The sequence below is a fragment of the Nocardioides plantarum genome, assembly GCF_006346395.1.
Classification (GTDB): Bacteria; Actinomycetota; Actinomycetes; order Propionibacteriales; family Nocardioidaceae; genus Nocardioides; species Nocardioides plantarum.
On sequence record NZ_VDMS01000001.1, the window covers coordinates 1263058 to 1278780 of the forward strand.

General features: G+C 73.9%; 13 protein-coding genes. 8 read left to right on the forward strand and 5 right to left on the reverse strand.

Annotation, left to right across the window (positions count from 1 at the left end; translation table 11 throughout):
- Positions 1-57 precede the first annotated feature (57 nt).
- Together FJQ56_RS05905 and FJQ56_RS05910 are read left to right on the forward strand one after the other, a co-directional pair.
- Entirely contained in the window at positions 58-2250 is a 2193-nt protein-coding gene (locus FJQ56_RS05905; protein WP_170215279.1) for a S8 family serine peptidase, read from the forward strand.
- A complete protein-coding gene (locus FJQ56_RS05910) occupies positions 2247-2834 on the forward strand; it encodes a GNAT family N-acetyltransferase (protein WP_140008218.1) in 588 nt (195 codons plus the stop codon). Before FJQ56_RS05905 ends, FJQ56_RS05910 begins: the two co-directional genes overlap by 4 nt.
- A gap of 117 nt (positions 2835-2951) precedes the next feature.
- Here the strand turns inward: FJQ56_RS05910 and FJQ56_RS05915 are convergent, their stop codons facing one another.
- Entirely contained in the window at positions 2952-4595 is a 1644-nt protein-coding gene (locus FJQ56_RS05915) for an AMP-binding protein (protein WP_140008219.1), read from the reverse strand.
- Between the two features lie 102 nt (positions 4596-4697).
- On the opposite strand from FJQ56_RS05915, the gene lepB reads away from it, so the two are divergent.
- Positions 4698-5567, forward strand: coding sequence for a signal peptidase I (lepB, locus tag FJQ56_RS05925; protein ID WP_246084004.1), 870 nt, complete (start codon positions 4698-4700; stop codon positions 5565-5567).
- A 3-nt stretch (positions 5568-5570) separates the two neighbouring features.
- Here the strand turns inward: lepB and FJQ56_RS05930 are convergent, their stop codons facing one another.
- From FJQ56_RS05930 to FJQ56_RS05945, 4 genes are read right to left on the reverse strand one after another with little or no spacing between them, the layout of a single operon-like run.
- Complete coding sequence (locus FJQ56_RS05930; protein ID WP_140008221.1) at positions 5571-5981, reverse strand: SRPBCC family protein; 411 nt, start codon at positions 5979-5981, stop codon at positions 5571-5573.
- Complete coding sequence (locus tag FJQ56_RS05935; RefSeq protein WP_140008222.1) at positions 5981-7186, reverse strand: RDD family protein; 1206 nt, start codon at positions 7184-7186, stop codon at positions 5981-5983. Before FJQ56_RS05935 ends, FJQ56_RS05930 begins: the two co-directional genes overlap by 1 nt.
- Positions 7187-7196: 10 nt before the next feature.
- Positions 7197-8702: an FHA domain-containing protein gene (locus tag FJQ56_RS22875; RefSeq protein WP_140008223.1), complete on the reverse strand. Its 1506-nt coding sequence runs from the start codon at positions 8700-8702 to the stop codon at positions 7197-7199.
- Positions 8699-9520 (reverse strand): PP2C family protein-serine/threonine phosphatase, encoded by an 822-nt coding sequence (locus FJQ56_RS05945; protein WP_140008224.1) that lies wholly within the window; start codon positions 9518-9520, stop codon positions 8699-8701. The genes FJQ56_RS22875 and FJQ56_RS05945 overlap by 4 nt, the downstream gene beginning before the upstream one ends.
- 42 nt (positions 9521-9562) lie before the next feature.
- On the opposite strand from FJQ56_RS05945, the gene FJQ56_RS05950 reads away from it, so the two are divergent.
- From FJQ56_RS05950 to FJQ56_RS05970, 5 genes are all read left to right on the forward strand, one after another.
- A complete protein-coding gene (locus tag FJQ56_RS05950) occupies positions 9563-11833 on the forward strand; it encodes a helicase-associated domain-containing protein (RefSeq protein ID WP_140008225.1) in 2271 nt (756 codons plus the stop codon).
- A gap of 152 nt (positions 11834-11985) precedes the next feature.
- Complete coding sequence (locus FJQ56_RS05955; protein WP_140008226.1) at positions 11986-13626, forward strand: DNA repair helicase XPB; 1641 nt, start codon at positions 11986-11988, stop codon at positions 13624-13626.
- A gap of 21 nt (positions 13627-13647) precedes the next feature.
- Positions 13648-14244 carry a TetR/AcrR family transcriptional regulator gene (locus FJQ56_RS05960; protein WP_140008227.1) on the forward strand — a complete coding sequence of 199 codons (597 nt, stop codon included), beginning with the start codon at positions 13648-13650 and terminating at the stop codon, positions 14242-14244.
- Positions 14245-14279: 35 nt separating this feature from the next.
- A complete protein-coding gene (locus FJQ56_RS05965) occupies positions 14280-14987 on the forward strand; it encodes an ABC transporter ATP-binding protein (RefSeq protein ID WP_246084110.1) in 708 nt (235 codons plus the stop codon).
- Complete coding sequence (locus tag FJQ56_RS05970) at positions 14984-15721, forward strand: ABC transporter permease (RefSeq protein ID WP_140008229.1); 738 nt, start codon at positions 14984-14986, stop codon at positions 15719-15721. The genes FJQ56_RS05965 and FJQ56_RS05970 overlap by 4 nt, the downstream gene beginning before the upstream one ends.
- The last annotated feature ends 2 nt before the right edge of the window (positions 15722-15723 follow it).

Genomic DNA, 15723 nt, shown 5'->3' on the forward strand with positions numbered 1-15723 from the left:
TGCGGTGGATCGCTGCGTGCGTCACAATCGACGATCCAGGAGGAGGGAGGACCAGCGATGCGACTGCCATCACGCCACCAGCGGCGCGCACGGCTGCGCTCCGTCGTCGCGTCCGCGGCCGTCGGCGTGCTCGGCTCCGGTCTCCTGGTCGCCGCCGTTCCCGCGGCCGTTCCTGCAGCCGTTCCCGTCTCCGCGGCGGCGTCCGCCGGCAGCGGTCGTCTCTACCTCGTGACGCTGCGGACACCGGGCACCTCCACGGCCCTGGGAGCGCTCAGCCGCACCCTGGACACCGCGCGGGTGATCCGCGAGCAGGACACCGTGCTCGACGCGCTCTCCGCCCTCGGCGCGCCGCCGCCGGTCTACCGGTGGACGACCGCGGTCAACGGCTTCGCGGTCCGCCTCGACGCCGACCAGGCGGCCGAGGTGTCCTCGCTGCCCCAGGTACGTGCCGTCGAGCGTGACTCGGTGCGCCCCCTGGCCGACGTGGCCGACGTGGCCGACGTGGCCGGTCTGCCGTCCCGGCTCACCCGCCGTACGCCGACGGCCGCGGTCGCCGGGCCCAGCCGCGGCGGCGCTGGCGTCGTCATCGGCGTGGTCGACACCGGTCTTGCCCCCGACAGCCCGGTCTTCGCCCAGCGGGGCTCGCTGCGCCCGCCCACGACGTTCAGGGGAGCCTGCGAGACGGCCGCCGACTGGGACGCCGCCGAGTGCAGCGGCAAGGTCGTCGGGGCCCGCACCTACGTCGACGGCTTCGGCACCGACCGCCTGCGGGCCGCCACCACCGTCTCCCCGCGCGACCTCGACGGCCACGGCACCCGTACGGCGTCCCTGGCGGCCGGCAACGCCCGTGTGCCGGTCGTGGTCGACGGCGAACGGCTCGGCACCTTCGGGGGGCAGGCCCCCGACGCCCACCTCGCCGTCTACAAGGCCTGCTGGAGCGCCCCCGACCCCGCTGACGACGGCTGCTCGACCGCCGACCTGGTCACCGCCGTCGACGACGCGACCCGCGACGGCGTCGACGTCCTCACCCTCGCGGTCGGCGGCCCCGGCGGCATCGACACGCTCGAGCGGGCGCTCCTCGGCGCGACCGAGGCGGGCGTCGTCGTCGTGGGTGCGGCCGGCAACGAGGGCACCGGCTCGGTCGCGCACACCTCACCGTGGGTGGTGACGGTCGGCGGCTCCGACGGCGACGTACGCCGGGGCGAGCTCGTGCTGCCCGGCGGCCGACGTCTCGTCGGTGCGATGCAGTCGCGGCGCAGCGTCGAGGCGACCCGGATCGTCCTGGCCGCAGACGCGGTCGCCGACGGCGCCTCCGTCAGCGACGCCGACGTCTGCACGCCCGGAAGCCTCGACGCCGCCCGGGTGGCCGGAGCCGTCGTCGTCTGCGAGCGCGGGCGGGTGGGCCGGGTCGACAAGTCGCGCGCCGTGGCCCTGGCCGACGGCGCCGCGATGGTGCTCCTCAACGGCGGTCCCGGCTCCGTCGACGCCGACCTGCACCGCGTCCCGACCGTCCACCTGGCGGCCGGACCGGCACGCCGGCTGCGCGCGTGGCTGGCCGCCGACCCGTCCGTCCGCGTCCGGCTGCGCCCGCTGGGCACCTCCGACCCGCTCCCCCGCGTCGCCGACTTCTCCGGGTCCGGAGATGCCGACGGCACCCGCAAGCCCGACCTGGTGGCCCCGGCGTCGAGCGTCCTGGCTGCGGTCCCCGACGCCACCGGCACCTGGGAGGTCGCCAGCGGTACGTCGGCCGCGACCGCCCGTACCGCCGGTGTCGCCGCGCTCCTGCTGGGCCGCGGCGCGAGCCCGGCCGCGGTGCGCTCGGCGCTGGTGACGACCGCGCTCCCGCTGCGTGACGGGGTCCTGCGCAGCGGTACGGGCCTGCTGCGTGCGGCCGCCGCCGACCACCCGGGGCTGGCCTACCTGGTCCAGGACGACGACTACCGCGCCTGGCTCGATCGTGGTCGCACCCACCTCAACACCCCGTCGATCACGCTGTCCAGCGGCCAGCTGACGGCCTCGCGCCGGATCACCAACGTCTCCGGGCGCCGTCTCTACTTCTCCTCCTCGGCGGCCGGGTTCCGCAGCGACGTGGTGGTCCGCCCGGCCGCCGTACGCCTCGGGCCCGGTGAGAGCGCCACCTTCAGCGTGCGCGCGTCGGGGCGCAGCGGCCGCGGTGTCGACGACGGCTACGTGGTGTGGCGCGGCGCCACCGGCACCATCACCCGGATCCCCGTCGTCGTCACCCGATGACCCCCGTGGTCTCGCTGCCGCTGCGCACCGAGCGGCTGGTGCTGCGCGAGGTCCGCGACGACGACGTCGACGCGATCCTCGGCTACTGCGGCGACGACGAGGTGACCCGCCACCTCCCGTTCGACAGCCTCGATCGCGACGGGGTGCTCCGACGCGTCGACCGCTGGCGCGCCGACCTGGCCCGCGACCCCGCCGACGAGCCCGACCTCGACTGGGGGCTGACCCTGGTCGTCGAGCACGACGGGGCCGTGGTCGGCGACGTGATGCTGCGGCTCAAGGCCGGCGAGGTGCGGTCGATGGCCGAGCTCGGCTACGTCTTCGCACCGGCCGCCGGCGGACGCGGCCTGGCCACCGAGGCGGCCCGGGCGCTCGTCGACCTCGCCTTCGAGGTCTTCGGGTGCCACCGCGTGTTCGCCCAGCTCGACCCGCGCAACACCGCCTCCGCGCGGCTGTGCGAGCGGCTCGGGATGACGCACGAGGCCCACCTGCGCCAGGACTGGTGGGGCAAGGGCGAGTGGTCCGACACCTCGGTCTACGGGCTGTTGCGCGACGAGTGGGCTGGCGCAGCCGGAGACGGTTGCTAGGTCGAGCTCGTCGACGAGGACGACCCGACCGGCACGACGGCACCCCTCGCCCACCTGGGCCGAGCTCGCGGCTCACGGAGACGGAGGCAGGTCCCTGCGTCTCGCCGGCCGCAGTCGTCACGCCAGGCCGAGCTCGGACGCGGAGCGCTCGCGCATCTCGACCTTGCGGACCTTGCCGGTGACGGTCATCGGGAACTCGTCGACGACGAGCACGTAGCGCGGGATCTTGTAGTGCGCGAGACGGCCGGTCGCGTAGGCGCGGACCGCGGCCGCGTCGAGCGGCTCCGCGCCGGCGCGCATCCGCAGCCAGGCGCAGAGCTCCTCGCCGTAGCGCTCGTCGGGCACGCCCACGACCTGGACGTCCTCGATGTCGGGGTGGGCGTAGAGGAACTCCTCGATCTCGCGTGGGTAGATGTTCTCGCCGCCGCGGATCACCATGTCCTTGATGCGTCCCACGATGTTGCAGTAGCCGTCCTCGCGCATCACCGCGAGGTCTCCGGTGTGCATCCAGCCGTCGACGTCGATCGCCTCGGCGGTCTTCTCCGGGTCGTCCCAGTAGCCGAGCATCACCGAGTAGCCGCGGGTGCAGAGTTCGCCGGCCTCGCCGCGCTCGACCGTCGCGCCGGTGGCGGGGTCGACGACCTTGACCTCGACGTGCGGGTGCACCCGGCCGATGGTCGCCGTACGCCGGTCGAGGTCGTCGTCGGCCCGGGTCTGGCACGAGACCGGCGAGGTCTCGGTCATGCCGTAGGCGATCGACACCTCGGCCATGTGCATGTCGTCGACGCAGCGCCGCATCACCTCGACCGGGCAGATCGACCCGGCCATGATGCCGGTGCGCAGCGACGACAGGTCGCGCTCGGCGAACGACGGGTCGTGCTGCATCGCGATGAACATCGTCGGGACGCCGTAGACCGCGGTGCAGCGCTCGTCCTCGATCGTCCTCAGCGTCGTGGCCGGGTCGAACGCCGGGCCCGGGATGACCATCGTCGCGCCGTGGGTGGTGCACCCGAGGTTGGCCATCACCATGCCGAAGCAGTGGTAGAACGGCACCGGGATGCACAGCCGGTCCTCGTGGGTCATCCCGATGGTCTCGGTCGTGAACCAGCCGTTGTTGAGGATGTTGCGGTGGCTGAGGGTCGCGCCCTTGGGAAAGCCCGTGGTGCCCGACGTGTACTGGATGTTGATCGGGTCGTCGGGCCCCAGCCCGGCCCCGCGTACGACGAGCGCGTCGGCCGGCAGGTCGGCGCCGGCCGCGACGAGGCCGGCCCAGTCGCCGTCGTTGTCGCCGTCGGTGTCGCCCTCGGTGTCGAGGAAGACCGTGCGCTCGAGCATCGGGGCCTCGGGCGCGACCTCGGCGATCATCGCGCGGTAGTCGCTGGTCCTGAAGCTGGACGCGGACAGCATCCAGCGCAGGCCGCTCTGGTGGACCGCGTAGGCCAGCTCGTGGGTGCGGTAGGCGGGGTTGATGTTGACCAGGACCACGCCGGCCTTGGCCGTGGCGTACTGGGCGATGGTCCACTCCGCGCAGTTGGGCGCCCAGATGCCGACGCGGTCGCCGACGGCCAGTCCCCCGGCGACCAGCCCCCGGGCGACGGCGTCGACCTCGGCGCCGAGCTCGGCCCAGGTCCAGCGGCGGCCGGTCGAGACCTCGACCAGGGCCTCCCGCTCGGGCCAGGCCGCGACGGTGCGGTCGAAGGCCGTCCCGATCGTCTCGTCGAGCAGCGGCTGGTCGGTCTCACCCCGGGCGTAGGACTCCATGGACCGAACGTAACTCGCGTCACACACCGGCGCGAGGCGCGCCCCGCGCGCAGGCCTCGGGCGAGCGTCGGGGTCGAGGTGTGCTGGCGTACATTCCCTGTCGTGCCCGATGACGACGTGCCGAGCCGGCCCGCCCTGGAGAACAACTCCTCCGACGAGCCGGCCGCCGTGCCGGTCGACGGCGACGGGACGGCGGCCACGGCCGACACCCGGGAGAAGCGCCGGGCACCGCTCTGGCTCGAGACGGCGGTGCTCCTGGTGGTCGCCCTCGGGATGGCGCTGATCATCAAGACGTTCCTGGTGCAGGCGTTCTACATCCCGTCGGCCTCGATGGAGCCGGGCCTGGTCGTCAACGACCGGATCCTGGTGCAGAAGGTGTCCTACTGGTTCGGTGGATCACCGTCTCGCGGCGACGTCATCGTCTTCGAGGACCCGGGCGACGCGACCCCCGACGACGAGGCCGACGACTGGCTCAACGGGCCCGAGGCCGGGCCCAAGACCATCCTGGCGCGGGGTCTGGCCAAGGTCGGGCTCTACCCGACCGGGGGTCACCTCGTGAAGCGCGTGATCGGCGTACCCGGCGACACCATCGAGTGCTGCGACGACCAGGGACACCTGATCGTCAACGGCGTCGCCATCGACGAGGACGCCTTCATCGCGCCGCAGCCCGACTGCGACGGGCCGATGGTCAACGCCTGCCAGAAGGACTGGAAGGTCACGGTCCCGCCCGGCCGGCTCTTCGTGATGGGCGACAACCGCGCCGAGTCGGCCGACTCCTCCGCGCGGCTCTGCCAGGACTCCCCCAAGAACTGCGACCCCGACGAGCCCTCGCTGCCCAAGGACGACCCCGACCGGCCCTTCGTGCCGATCGACAACGTCGTCGGCAAGGTCTTCACCCTGGTCTGGCCGCTCAAGCACGCCGAGTTCATCGGCCGGCCCGAGGTCTTCAAGGAGATCCCCGACGCCGACTGAGCGTCAGGCGGACTCGGCGGAGCCGACCAGCGCGGCCAGGGCGAGGGGCGCCTGCGCGGTCACCATCGGGCCGACGTCCTCGGCGCCGGGACCCTGGACGGTGGTGGAGACGGTGACCTCGCTGCCTCCGTCGGCCGAGGCGACGACCAGGTGGTCGATCCGGATCACCAGCTCGCCCATCGTGAGCTCGTCGACGTAGCGCTCGCCGGGGACGACCACCGCGAGCACGACGGGCACCTCGAACGGACCGGCCAGGGTCATCGTGCCGGTGGTGCCCTGCTCGAACGGACCGTCGAGGGTGACGCCGACGACCGCGGGGTCCCAGGCGGGCCAGCTGGACGGCTCGGACCACAGGGCCCAGATCGCGGCGGTCGGCGCGCTCGTCGACACCGTCAGGGAGTGCTCGAAGCCCATCAGGCGTCCTTGGCCACGGTCATGGTGCGGTCGCCGAAGCGGACGGTGTCGCCGTCGATCAGGGTGGACGGCCGACCCGCGGTCAGCGATTTCGAGACGCCCTGACGGATCACCACCGAGCCGTTGGTCGAGCCGCGGTCCATCACCACCAGGGCGCCGTCGGGCACGACCTGGAACTGGGCGTGGGTCTTGGACAGCGACATGTCGGAGGACCGCAGCGGCACGAGGTGCTTGACGGGCTCGTTGGCCCGGGGCTCGGGCCGACGTCCGACGAGTGCCAGGCCCTCGACGACGAACGTCTCGCCGGTGTCGAACGTGACCCGCCACCGGGTCGTCGCGCCCGAGGGGACCGGGTCGGGTCGTCGGGTCGTCGGGCCGTCGAGCGCCGACGGGGTCGGGACCTGCGGCGTGGCCGCGGGGGTGGGGGCCGGCGCGGCGGCCCGAGGGGGTACGGCGGCCGGCGGGGCGGGCACAGCCGGCGCGGGGGCGGCGGGGGGCACGGCCGGTCGCGGCGCCGGGACCTGTGCCGACGCCTGTGCCGGCGTCGGGTGCGGCGCGGGTACGGCGGGAGCCGGACCGCTCGGCGGCGGCGGCGAGACAGGTCGGTCGACGCGCGCCGGCACGGCGGGGTCGGTGGCCGCGGGCGGGGTGGGCATCAGCCGCATCGCGGTGAGGTTGACGATCGCCCGCGGACGGGGGTCCTCGGCCTCGGTGACGGGCGCGGGGCGGACGTCGACGACGACGGCGTCACTCATCCGGTCGTGGCCGCCGCGGCGGCGTCCGCCGGGGTCCATGACCGCGGTCCAGGCCAGGGTCGCCAGCCCGAGGCCGACGGTCGGCAGGGTGAACATGCCGAGCACGGCGGTACGGACCAGGGCCTTGGAGAAGCCGATCGGGCGACCGTCGTCGAAGCGCACCACCCGCAACCCGACCAGCGCCTTGCCCGGCGACACCCCGGCGACGCCCAGCAGGACGGCGAAGAGGACCGAGACCAGCACGACGGTCCCGACGATGACGCCGACGCCCGCGAGGACCCGGTCGTCGTCGAGGAAGAAGCGCCAGGCGAGGTAGGCGGCGCCGGCGAAGATGCCCCACGCCACCAGCCGGTCGATCACGAACGCGTAGAAGCGGCGGTCGAGCTCGGCGGCGGGGTAGGTCGTGTCCACGCGGGCCGGCGGGAGTCCGGGGGCTCCGGGGGTGCTCATGCGCGATCCATCAAGGGTGGGTGACCTGGATGGTGATGCCGTCGCCGAGGTTGATCGTCGCGCCGGGGATCAGCTGGACGGCGATCCCGGGCTTGAGCTCCTCGGGCGCGAGGCCGGGCTGGACCAGGACGGTGCCGTTGGTCGAGCCCATGTCGGTGATCACGGCGCTGCCGTGGTCGGCACCCGAGCCTGGACGGATCTCGACGTGGGTCGAGGAGATCTCGTGCAGCGGGCTCGGCACCGTGACCAGGCGGGGCTGGTCGGTGGTGGTGAAGCGCCGGGCCTCGGGGGCCCGACCGACCAGGATCACACGGTCGACGTCGACGGTCTCACCGTGGGAGATCACCAGGCGGGCGACCGAACGGCCCACCACGGGGGCCATCTGCTGGCCGGCGATGCCGGGCAGCGGACGGGCGAACTCGTCGGCGTTGACGCCGATCTGGGTCATCCCGTCGTGGTCGGCGACGTCGTCGACGTCCTGGGGGGCCTCGTGGGGGGCCTCGGGGGCGCCGTCGGCCGCCTCGTCAGCAGGCGCGTCGGACGCGTCGTCCGTCGGCAGCTCGAGGACCTCGGTCGGCACCTCGGTGTCGGCCTGGTCGACCGGCGGCTGCTCGGGCGGTGGCCCGCTCGGCGGCGCGATCGTGGGCGCGTCGAGGGACGGCGCGAACGGCGGCGGTGAGGTCGGCGGAGGGGGCGGAGGCGTGCTGCCCGGCCACGCGGGCGGCGACGGGGGCAGCACCGGCGGCGGCGGGATCGGAGGGAGACCCGGGGGCGGTGGCGGTGCGGCGATGCTGCTGGTGTCGTCGTCGTCGTCGAGCGGCGAGGACTCCTGGACGGCCTCGACGGCCTCGGCGACCTCGAGCAGCTCCATGTCGAGGGACTCGGCGGGCACGGCCCCCTCGGCCTCGTCGTACGTCGGCTCGACCTCGGTGACCGGCTTGTCCAGCGAGTACGCCGGACCGGTGGCATCGACGTCGTCGGCGTCGGCGTCGGCGTCGTCGTCGTCGTCGTCGAGCGCGAGGGCGGCGACCGGCTCCGGCTCGGCGTACGGCGGGTGGTCGACCCGGCCGACCCGCACCAGACCACCGTGGATGGGCAGGTCGCTCGCGTCGGGGTCGCCACCGTCGACGGTCACCGAGAGCGAGGTGACGTCGGGCAGGGTGCGCTCGACCCAGGTGGTGACGGTGGAGCCGTCGAGCTCGACGGTGCCGCTCGCCGTGGTCACGGCGGCGCGCACGGAGGCGCCGCGGACCAGGATCTTGGTCGGCCCCTCGCCGCTGCCGACCAGCACGAACCCGGGCAGCACGCCGAGGCCCGACTGCAGGAGCGTGTCGAGGACGGCGTCGAAGTCGGCGCCGTCGTCGATCGTGGACCACAGGTCGGCGACCCGGGCCTTCTCGGAGGCCGGGAGGAGCAGGGTGGTGGCCGCTCCGAAGACGCCGAACCACGATCCGGGTCGGTAGGACCAGGTGCCCGTGGGCCCTCCGGTGGTCTGTCCGGTGGTCTGCTCGGTCATGGCCGGGCTCCCAGCTTCTGCTCGAGACTCACCCGCTGCGCGTCGGAGTCATAGGGTCGGTCGTCGGCCAATCCCACCACATCGACGACGACCGCCGTGGCGTTGTCACGACCACCGGCCGCCACGGCCGCGGCGACGACCTCGTCGGCGGCGTCGCGCGGGTCGGAGGTACGGGTCAGGATCTCGCCGATCATGGCGTCGTCGATCATGCCGCTGACCCCGTCGGAGCAGAGCATCAGGCGCTCGGCCCCCGAGAGCGGGAGGACGAAGAAGTCGGCGTCGAGGCGCCCGCGACCGCCGATCGCGCGGGTGATCACGTGGCGCTCGGGGTGGACCGCGGCGTCGTCCGCGGTGATGACCCCGGCCTCGACGAGCTCCTGCACGATGCTGTGGTCGACGCTGACCTGCTCGAGCAGGCCGTCGTTGATGCGGTAGATGCGGGAGTCGCCCAGGTTGGCCAGCAGCCACTTGGGCTCGGTCGACTGCTCGATGAGGAGTGCGACGACCGCCGTGGTGCCGGCGGCGAAGTCGTGGGCGCCGCCGGCGCGCTGCTCGGCGTCGTAGTCGGCGATGCGCAGCTGGGCCTCGAGCAGGGTCTGCGCGATGACCTCGGGCCCGTGGGCGGGGTCGTAGCCGGTGTCGGCGAGCCGGGCGAACTCCTCGACCACGATCCGGCTGGCGACGTCGCCGCGGTCGTGGCCTCCCATGCCGTCGGCGACGACGAAGACCGGCGGGGCGACGAGGAAGGAGTCCTCGTTGACCGTGCGCACCCGACCGACGTCGGTGGCCGCGCCGTGGTGGAGCTCGACCCCGGTCATCCAGCCACCACCGGGTGGTCCGGCCCGACTACCGTGGGGCGGATGAGCACCAGGGACGGCGCGGGCTTCCGCTCGCTCGCAGACCAGCTGCGCAGCTGGAGCGACGATCGCCTCGCGGGGTTGCTGACGGCCCGCCCTGACCTCACCACACCCGCCCCTCACGACTTCGGTCAGCTCGCGTCGCGGGCCACGGTCCGGGCGTCGCTGGCGCGAGCACTCGACACCTTGACCCGGGTCGAGCTCTCGGTCCTTGATGCCCTGGTCGTCGCCGGTCAAACAACGGCCGCCGACGTGCGCAGCATCATCCACGCCCAGCCCGCGACTGTCGACGCCACCCTCCGCAGACTGCTCGACCTGGCCCTGGTGTGGGAGACCCGCGGCGGGCTGCGCGCGGTCTCCGGGGCGGCCGACGCGCTCGGCACCGGACCGGGGGCCTCCGGCCTGCGCCCGTGCACCCCCGAGGCGCTGTCGCCGCGCGAGGTCGTCCGGCGGCTGCGCGAGGTGTCGCCCGCGGCCCGGGCCCTGCTCGACCACGTGGCCGAGCACGGCGGCGAGGCCACCTCGGGCGCGGCCCGGCTCACGGTCCTGCCCGAGGACGCCGCGACGCCGGCCGAGGAGCTCGTCTCACGCCGTCTGCTCGTGCCGAAGCCCGGGGCGGCCGGGGTGGTCCTGCTGCCCGGCGAGGTCGGGATCGCCCTGCGCGGCGGCCGGACGACGACCGAGCCGGTCGACGTCGTACCCCCGCTCGCGACGACCGACCGGCCCGCCGCCCTGGTCGACCGGACCGCGGCCGGCGCGGCCTTCGAGCTCGTACGACGCGTCGAGCTGCTCCTCGACCACTGGGGCGACCACCCGCCCGCGGTGCTGCGCAGCGGCGGTCTCGGCGTCCGCGACCTCAAGGCCGTGACGACGCTGCTCGCGGTCGACGTGCCGACGGCCGCCCTGGTGGTCGAGGTCTGCTCGGTCGCCGGGCTGGTCGCCGGCCGGGCCGACGGCTCGGGCAACCCGGTGTGGGTGCCGACCGACGCGTTCGACACCTGGCTCGACCTGTCCCCCGCCGCCCGCTGGGTCACGCTGGCGCGGGCGTGGCTGACCAGCCCGCGGCTGCCCGCCCTCGTCGGCACCCGTGACGAGGCCGGCAAGGCCTGGAACGCCCTGTCGCCCGAGCTGTCGTCGTACTCCATGGCCGAGTCGCGCGCCGGCACCCTCGCCGCCCTGGCGACGCTGCCACCCGGCACGGTGCTCGCCGCGACGACCGGCCTGCCCTCGCTGGTCGAGCAGGTCGCGTGGCACCGGCCCCGGCGCCCGCGCTCGCGGGCCCAGCAGGTCGCCTGGACGATGACCGAGGCCGCCGTGGTCGGCGCCACCGGTCTCGACGGCCTGGCCTCCTTCGCGCGCACCCTCGTCGCGGGCGGCGACGCCGAGAAGGCACTGGCCGGTCTGCTCCCCGAGCCCGTCGACCACGTGCTCCTCCAGGCCGACCTCACCGCGGTCGCGCCGGGCCCCCTCGAGTCGGCGCTGGCGCGCTCGCTGCAGCTGGTGGCCGACGTCGAGTCGCGCGGCGGCGCGACGACCTACCGCTTCACGCCCGCCTCGGTGCGCCGCGCGCTCGACGTCGGGTGGACCGCGGTCGAGCTGCACGAGTTCCTGGCCTCCGTCTCGCGCACCCCGGTGCCGCAGCCGCTGACCTACCTCGTCGACGACACGGTCCGCACCTTCGGGGCCATCCGGGTGGGGGCCGCCGAGTCGTTCCTGCGCGCCGACGACGAGGCGGCGCTGAGCGAGCTGCTCCACCACCCCCGGGCGCGCGGCCTCGGGCTGCGCCGCATCGCCCCCACCGTCGTGGTCAGCAGCACCCCCGTCGACGTGCTCCTGCCGCGCCTGCGTGACCTCGGCGCCGCGCCGGTGCTCGAGGCCGCCGACGGCACGGTCCAGGTCACCCGTCCCGACGCGCTGCGCGCGCGGGCGCCGCGCGACCGGGGCCCGTCGGCGCGCTCGGTGCGCGAGTCGGCCCGCGTGTCCGCCGTCGTGGCCGCCGTACGCTCCGGCGACCGGGCGACCTCCTCCCGGCCGCTGGCTCCCACCACCCCGCTGACGCCCTCCGGGGCGCTGGCCGCGCTGCGTGAGGCCATCGAGGCGAGCGCGACCGTGCTGATCGGCTACGTCGACAACCAGGGGGTCTCCTCCGACCGGGTCGTCGACCCCCTGTCGATCGAGGGCGGGTCGCTGACCGCGCGCGACCACCGCGCCGACGACGTCCGGTCGTTCGCCGTGCACCGGATCACCACGGTGCGGGCGTTGGCTGGGGAGTAGGTCGCGCGGTGGCATGAATCCCCGGGTACCCGGGGATTCCTGCTCTTCTGCCCCGTTGCAACGCCCCAGAAGCGGATGAGCTCCCCCCGAAGCAGGGCAGCCGGGGGCGGCGCAGCGGCGGGCGGTACCCCGGCCCTCCGTAGACTCGGTCGGTGACCGATGGCCCCCTGATCGTGCAGTCCGACAAGACCCTCCTCCTCGAGATCGACCACGACCAGGCGGCCGACTGCCGCAAGGCGATCGCGCCGTTCGCCGAGCTCGAGCGCTCCCCCGAGCACGTCCACACCTACCGGCTGACGCCGCTGGGTCTCTGGAACGCCCGCGCCGCCGGCCACGACGCCGAGCAGGTCGTCGACACGCTGCTCCAGTACAGCCGCTACGCCGTCCCGCACGCGCTGCTCGTCGATGTCGCCGAGACGATGGCCCGCTACGGACGGCTGCGGCTCGAGAAGCACCCCGTGCACGGCCTGGTGCTGGCCAGCAGCGACCGGCCGGTGCTCGAGGAGGTGCTGCGCGCCAAGAAGATCGCCGGGATGCTCGGCGCCCGCATCGACGACGACACCGTCGCCGTCCACGCCTCCGAGCGCGGCAACCTCAAGCAGGCACTGCTCAAGCTGGGGTGGCCGGCCGAGGACTTCGCCGGGTACGTCGACGGCGAGGCCCACGCGATCGCGCTCGACGAGAGCGAGTGGCAGCTGCGCTCCTACCAGCGCGAGGCCGCCGAGTCGTTCTGGCACGGCGGGTCCGGGGTCGTGGTCCTGCCCTGCGGCGCCGGCAAGACCCTCGTCGGCGCGGCCGCGATGGCGCACGCGCAGGCGACGACGCTGATCCTGGTCACCAACACCGTGAGCGCCCGGCAGTGGAAGGACGAGCTGGTCCGTCGTACGTCGCTGACCGAGGACGAGATCGGCGAGTACTCCGGCACCGTCAAGGAGATCCGGCCGGTCACCATCGCGACCTACCAGGTGATGACGACCAAGCGGGGCGGCGTCTATCGCCACCTCGAGCTGCTCGACGCCCGCGACTGGGGCCTGATCGTCTACGACGAGGTCCACCTGCTGCCGGCGCCGATCTTCCGGATGACCGCCAACCTCCAGGCCCGTCGGCGGATCGGGCTCACCGCGACCCTGGTGCGCGAGGACGGCCGCGAGGGCGACGTGTTCTCGCTGATCGGCCCCAAGCGGTACGACGCCCCGTGGAAGGACATCGAGGCCCAGGGCTGGATCGCGCCGGCCGACTGCGTCGAGGTCCGGGTGACGCTGCCGACCTCGGAGCGGCTGGTCTACGCGACCGCCGAGCCCGAGGAGCGCTACCGGCTCGCGTCGTGCACGCACGAGAAGGTCCAGGTCGTGCGCGACCTCGTCGCGCAGCACCCCGGCCAGCCCACGCTGGTGATCGGACAGTACATCGACCAGCTCGACGAGCTCGCCGAGCAGCTCGACGCCCCCGTCATCAAGGGCGAGACCCCGGTCAAGGAGCGGCAGCGCCTCTTCGACGCCTTCCGCTCCGGCGAGGTCGGGCTCCTGGTGGTCTCCAAGGTCGCCAACTTCTCCATCGACCTGCCCTCGGCCGAGGTCGCGATCCAGGTGTCGGGGTCCTTCGGCTCGCGCCAGGAGGAGGCCCAGCGCCTGGGGCGGCTGCTGCGCCCCAAGGACGACGGCAAGTCCGCGCACTTCTACACGATCGTCAGCCGCGACACCGTCGACGCCGACTTCGCCCAGAACCGGCAGCGGTTCCTGGCCGAGCAGGGCTACGCCTACCGGATCGTCGACGCGGAGGACCTGCCGGCCTGAGCCCGGCCGTAGCCTCGGCCCATGTCGACGACTCCGGCCCGGCGCGGGCGACGTCCCGGCTCCCCCGACACCCGGGCGAGCATCCTGGTGCACGCACGGACCCAGTTCGCCGCTCAGGGGTACGCCGGCACCTCGGTGCGCAAGGTGGCCGCGGCAGCCGGCGTCGACGCGGCCCTGGTGCACCACTACTTCGGCAGCAAGGACGACCTGTTCCTGGCGGCGCTGGAGGTCGCGCTCGACCCGCGCGAGGTGCTGCGGCCGGTGGCCGAGGGTGGGCTCGACGGCGCCGGTGAGCGGCTGCTGCGGGTCTTCGTCGCGGTCTGGGACGACGAGACCACCTCGTTGCCGCTGCGCACGCTCCTGCGATCGGTGTTCGAGCCCGAGGGCGGTCGGTTGACCCGCGACGGGCTCATGCGGCTGGTGCTCGGCCCGCTGGGGACTGCCCTGGGCCTCGACCAGCCCGACCGACGGATGGCGTTGGTCGCCTCGCAGCTGGTGGGCCTGGTGGTGACCCGCTACGTGCTGGGGATCGAGCCGATCGCCTCGGCCCCGTCGGAGGAGCTCGTGGCGTCGTACGCGCCCACCGTGCAGCGCTACCTGGAGGACCCCCTCGGTTGACCTCGACCGCGTCCCGAGGTTAATTTCACCACATGATGAATTATGTGGTGGAGACCCGCGGGCTGCGCGTCGTGCGCAGCGGCCGGGTCGTCCTGGACGGACTCGACCTGAGCATCGGGTCCGGCGTGACGGGACTGCTCGGACCGAGCGGCTGCGGCAAGTCGACGCTCCTCCGCTCGATCGTCGGGGTGCAGCGCGTCGCCGGAGGTGAGGTCACCGTCCTGGGCGAGCCCGCCGGCAGCCGGAGCCTGCGCCGCCGGATCGGCTACGTGACCCAGGCCGCCAGCGTGTACGACGACCTCACCGTCGCCGAGAACCTGCGGTTCTTCGCGCGGGTGCTGGGCAGCCCCGTCGGCGAGGTGGACGCGGCCCTGGAGTCGGTCGACCTCACGGCGTACGCCGAGGCCGTCGTCGGCCGACTCAGCGGTGGGCAACGATCGCGGGCCAGCCTCGCCGTCGCCCTGCTCGGTCGTCCGTCGCTGCTCGTCCTCGACGAGCCGACGGTGGGGCTCGACCCGGTGCTGCGCCGCGACCTGTGGCGGCTGTTCCACGGACTGGCCGACGACGGGGTCACGGTCCTCGTCTCGAGCCACGTGATGGACGAGGCCGAGCGCTGCGACCGACTGCTGCTCATGCGCGACGGCGCCGTGCTGGCCCAGGGCACCCCGGCGGAGATCCGGGAGCGGGCCGGCACCGACGACGTCGAGTCGGCGTTCCTGTCGCTGGTCGGAGCGTCGTCGTGAACCCGCGCACCACCCTCGCGGTGGCCGGTCGGGTCCTGACCCAGCTGCGTCGCGACCGCCGGACGGCGGCGATGCTGATCGTGCTGCCCTGCCTGCTGATCACGTTGCTGTGGTGGATGTTCCGTGACCTGCCGGTCGACCCGTTCGACCGCCTGGGACCGGCCCTTCTCGCGGTGTTCCCCTTCATCGTGATGTTCCTGGTCACCAGCGTCACCACCCTGCGCGAGCGGTCCAGCGGCACCCTGGAGCGGCTGCTGGCCATGCCGATGGGGCGACTCGACTTCCTCCTGGGCTACGCCCTCGCGTTCGGCGTGGTCGCCGCCCTCCAGTCCGGCCTGGCGGTCTCGGTGTCGGTCGGGCTGCTCGACCTCTCGGTCGAGGGACCGGTGTGGCTCCTGTGCGTCGTGGCGACGGCCGACGCCGTGCTCGGCTCGGTCCTCGGCCTGTTCGTGAGTGCGTTCGCGCGCACGGAGTTCCAGGCGGTGCAGTTCCTGCCGCTGGTCGTGTTCCCGCAGCTGCTGCTCTGCGGGCTCTTCGTGGCCCGCCCGGACCTCCCGGAGGTCCTGGACGTCACGGGCCGTGCGCTGCCGCTGACCTACGCCGTGGACGCGATGGACCGGCTCACCGGCAGCAGCACCACCAGCGACGTCTGGCTCGACCTGCTCGTCGTCGGTGGCTTCGTCGTGGCCGGGCTCGCGCTGGGGTCCGTCACGCTGCGGCGACGTACGGAGTGAGG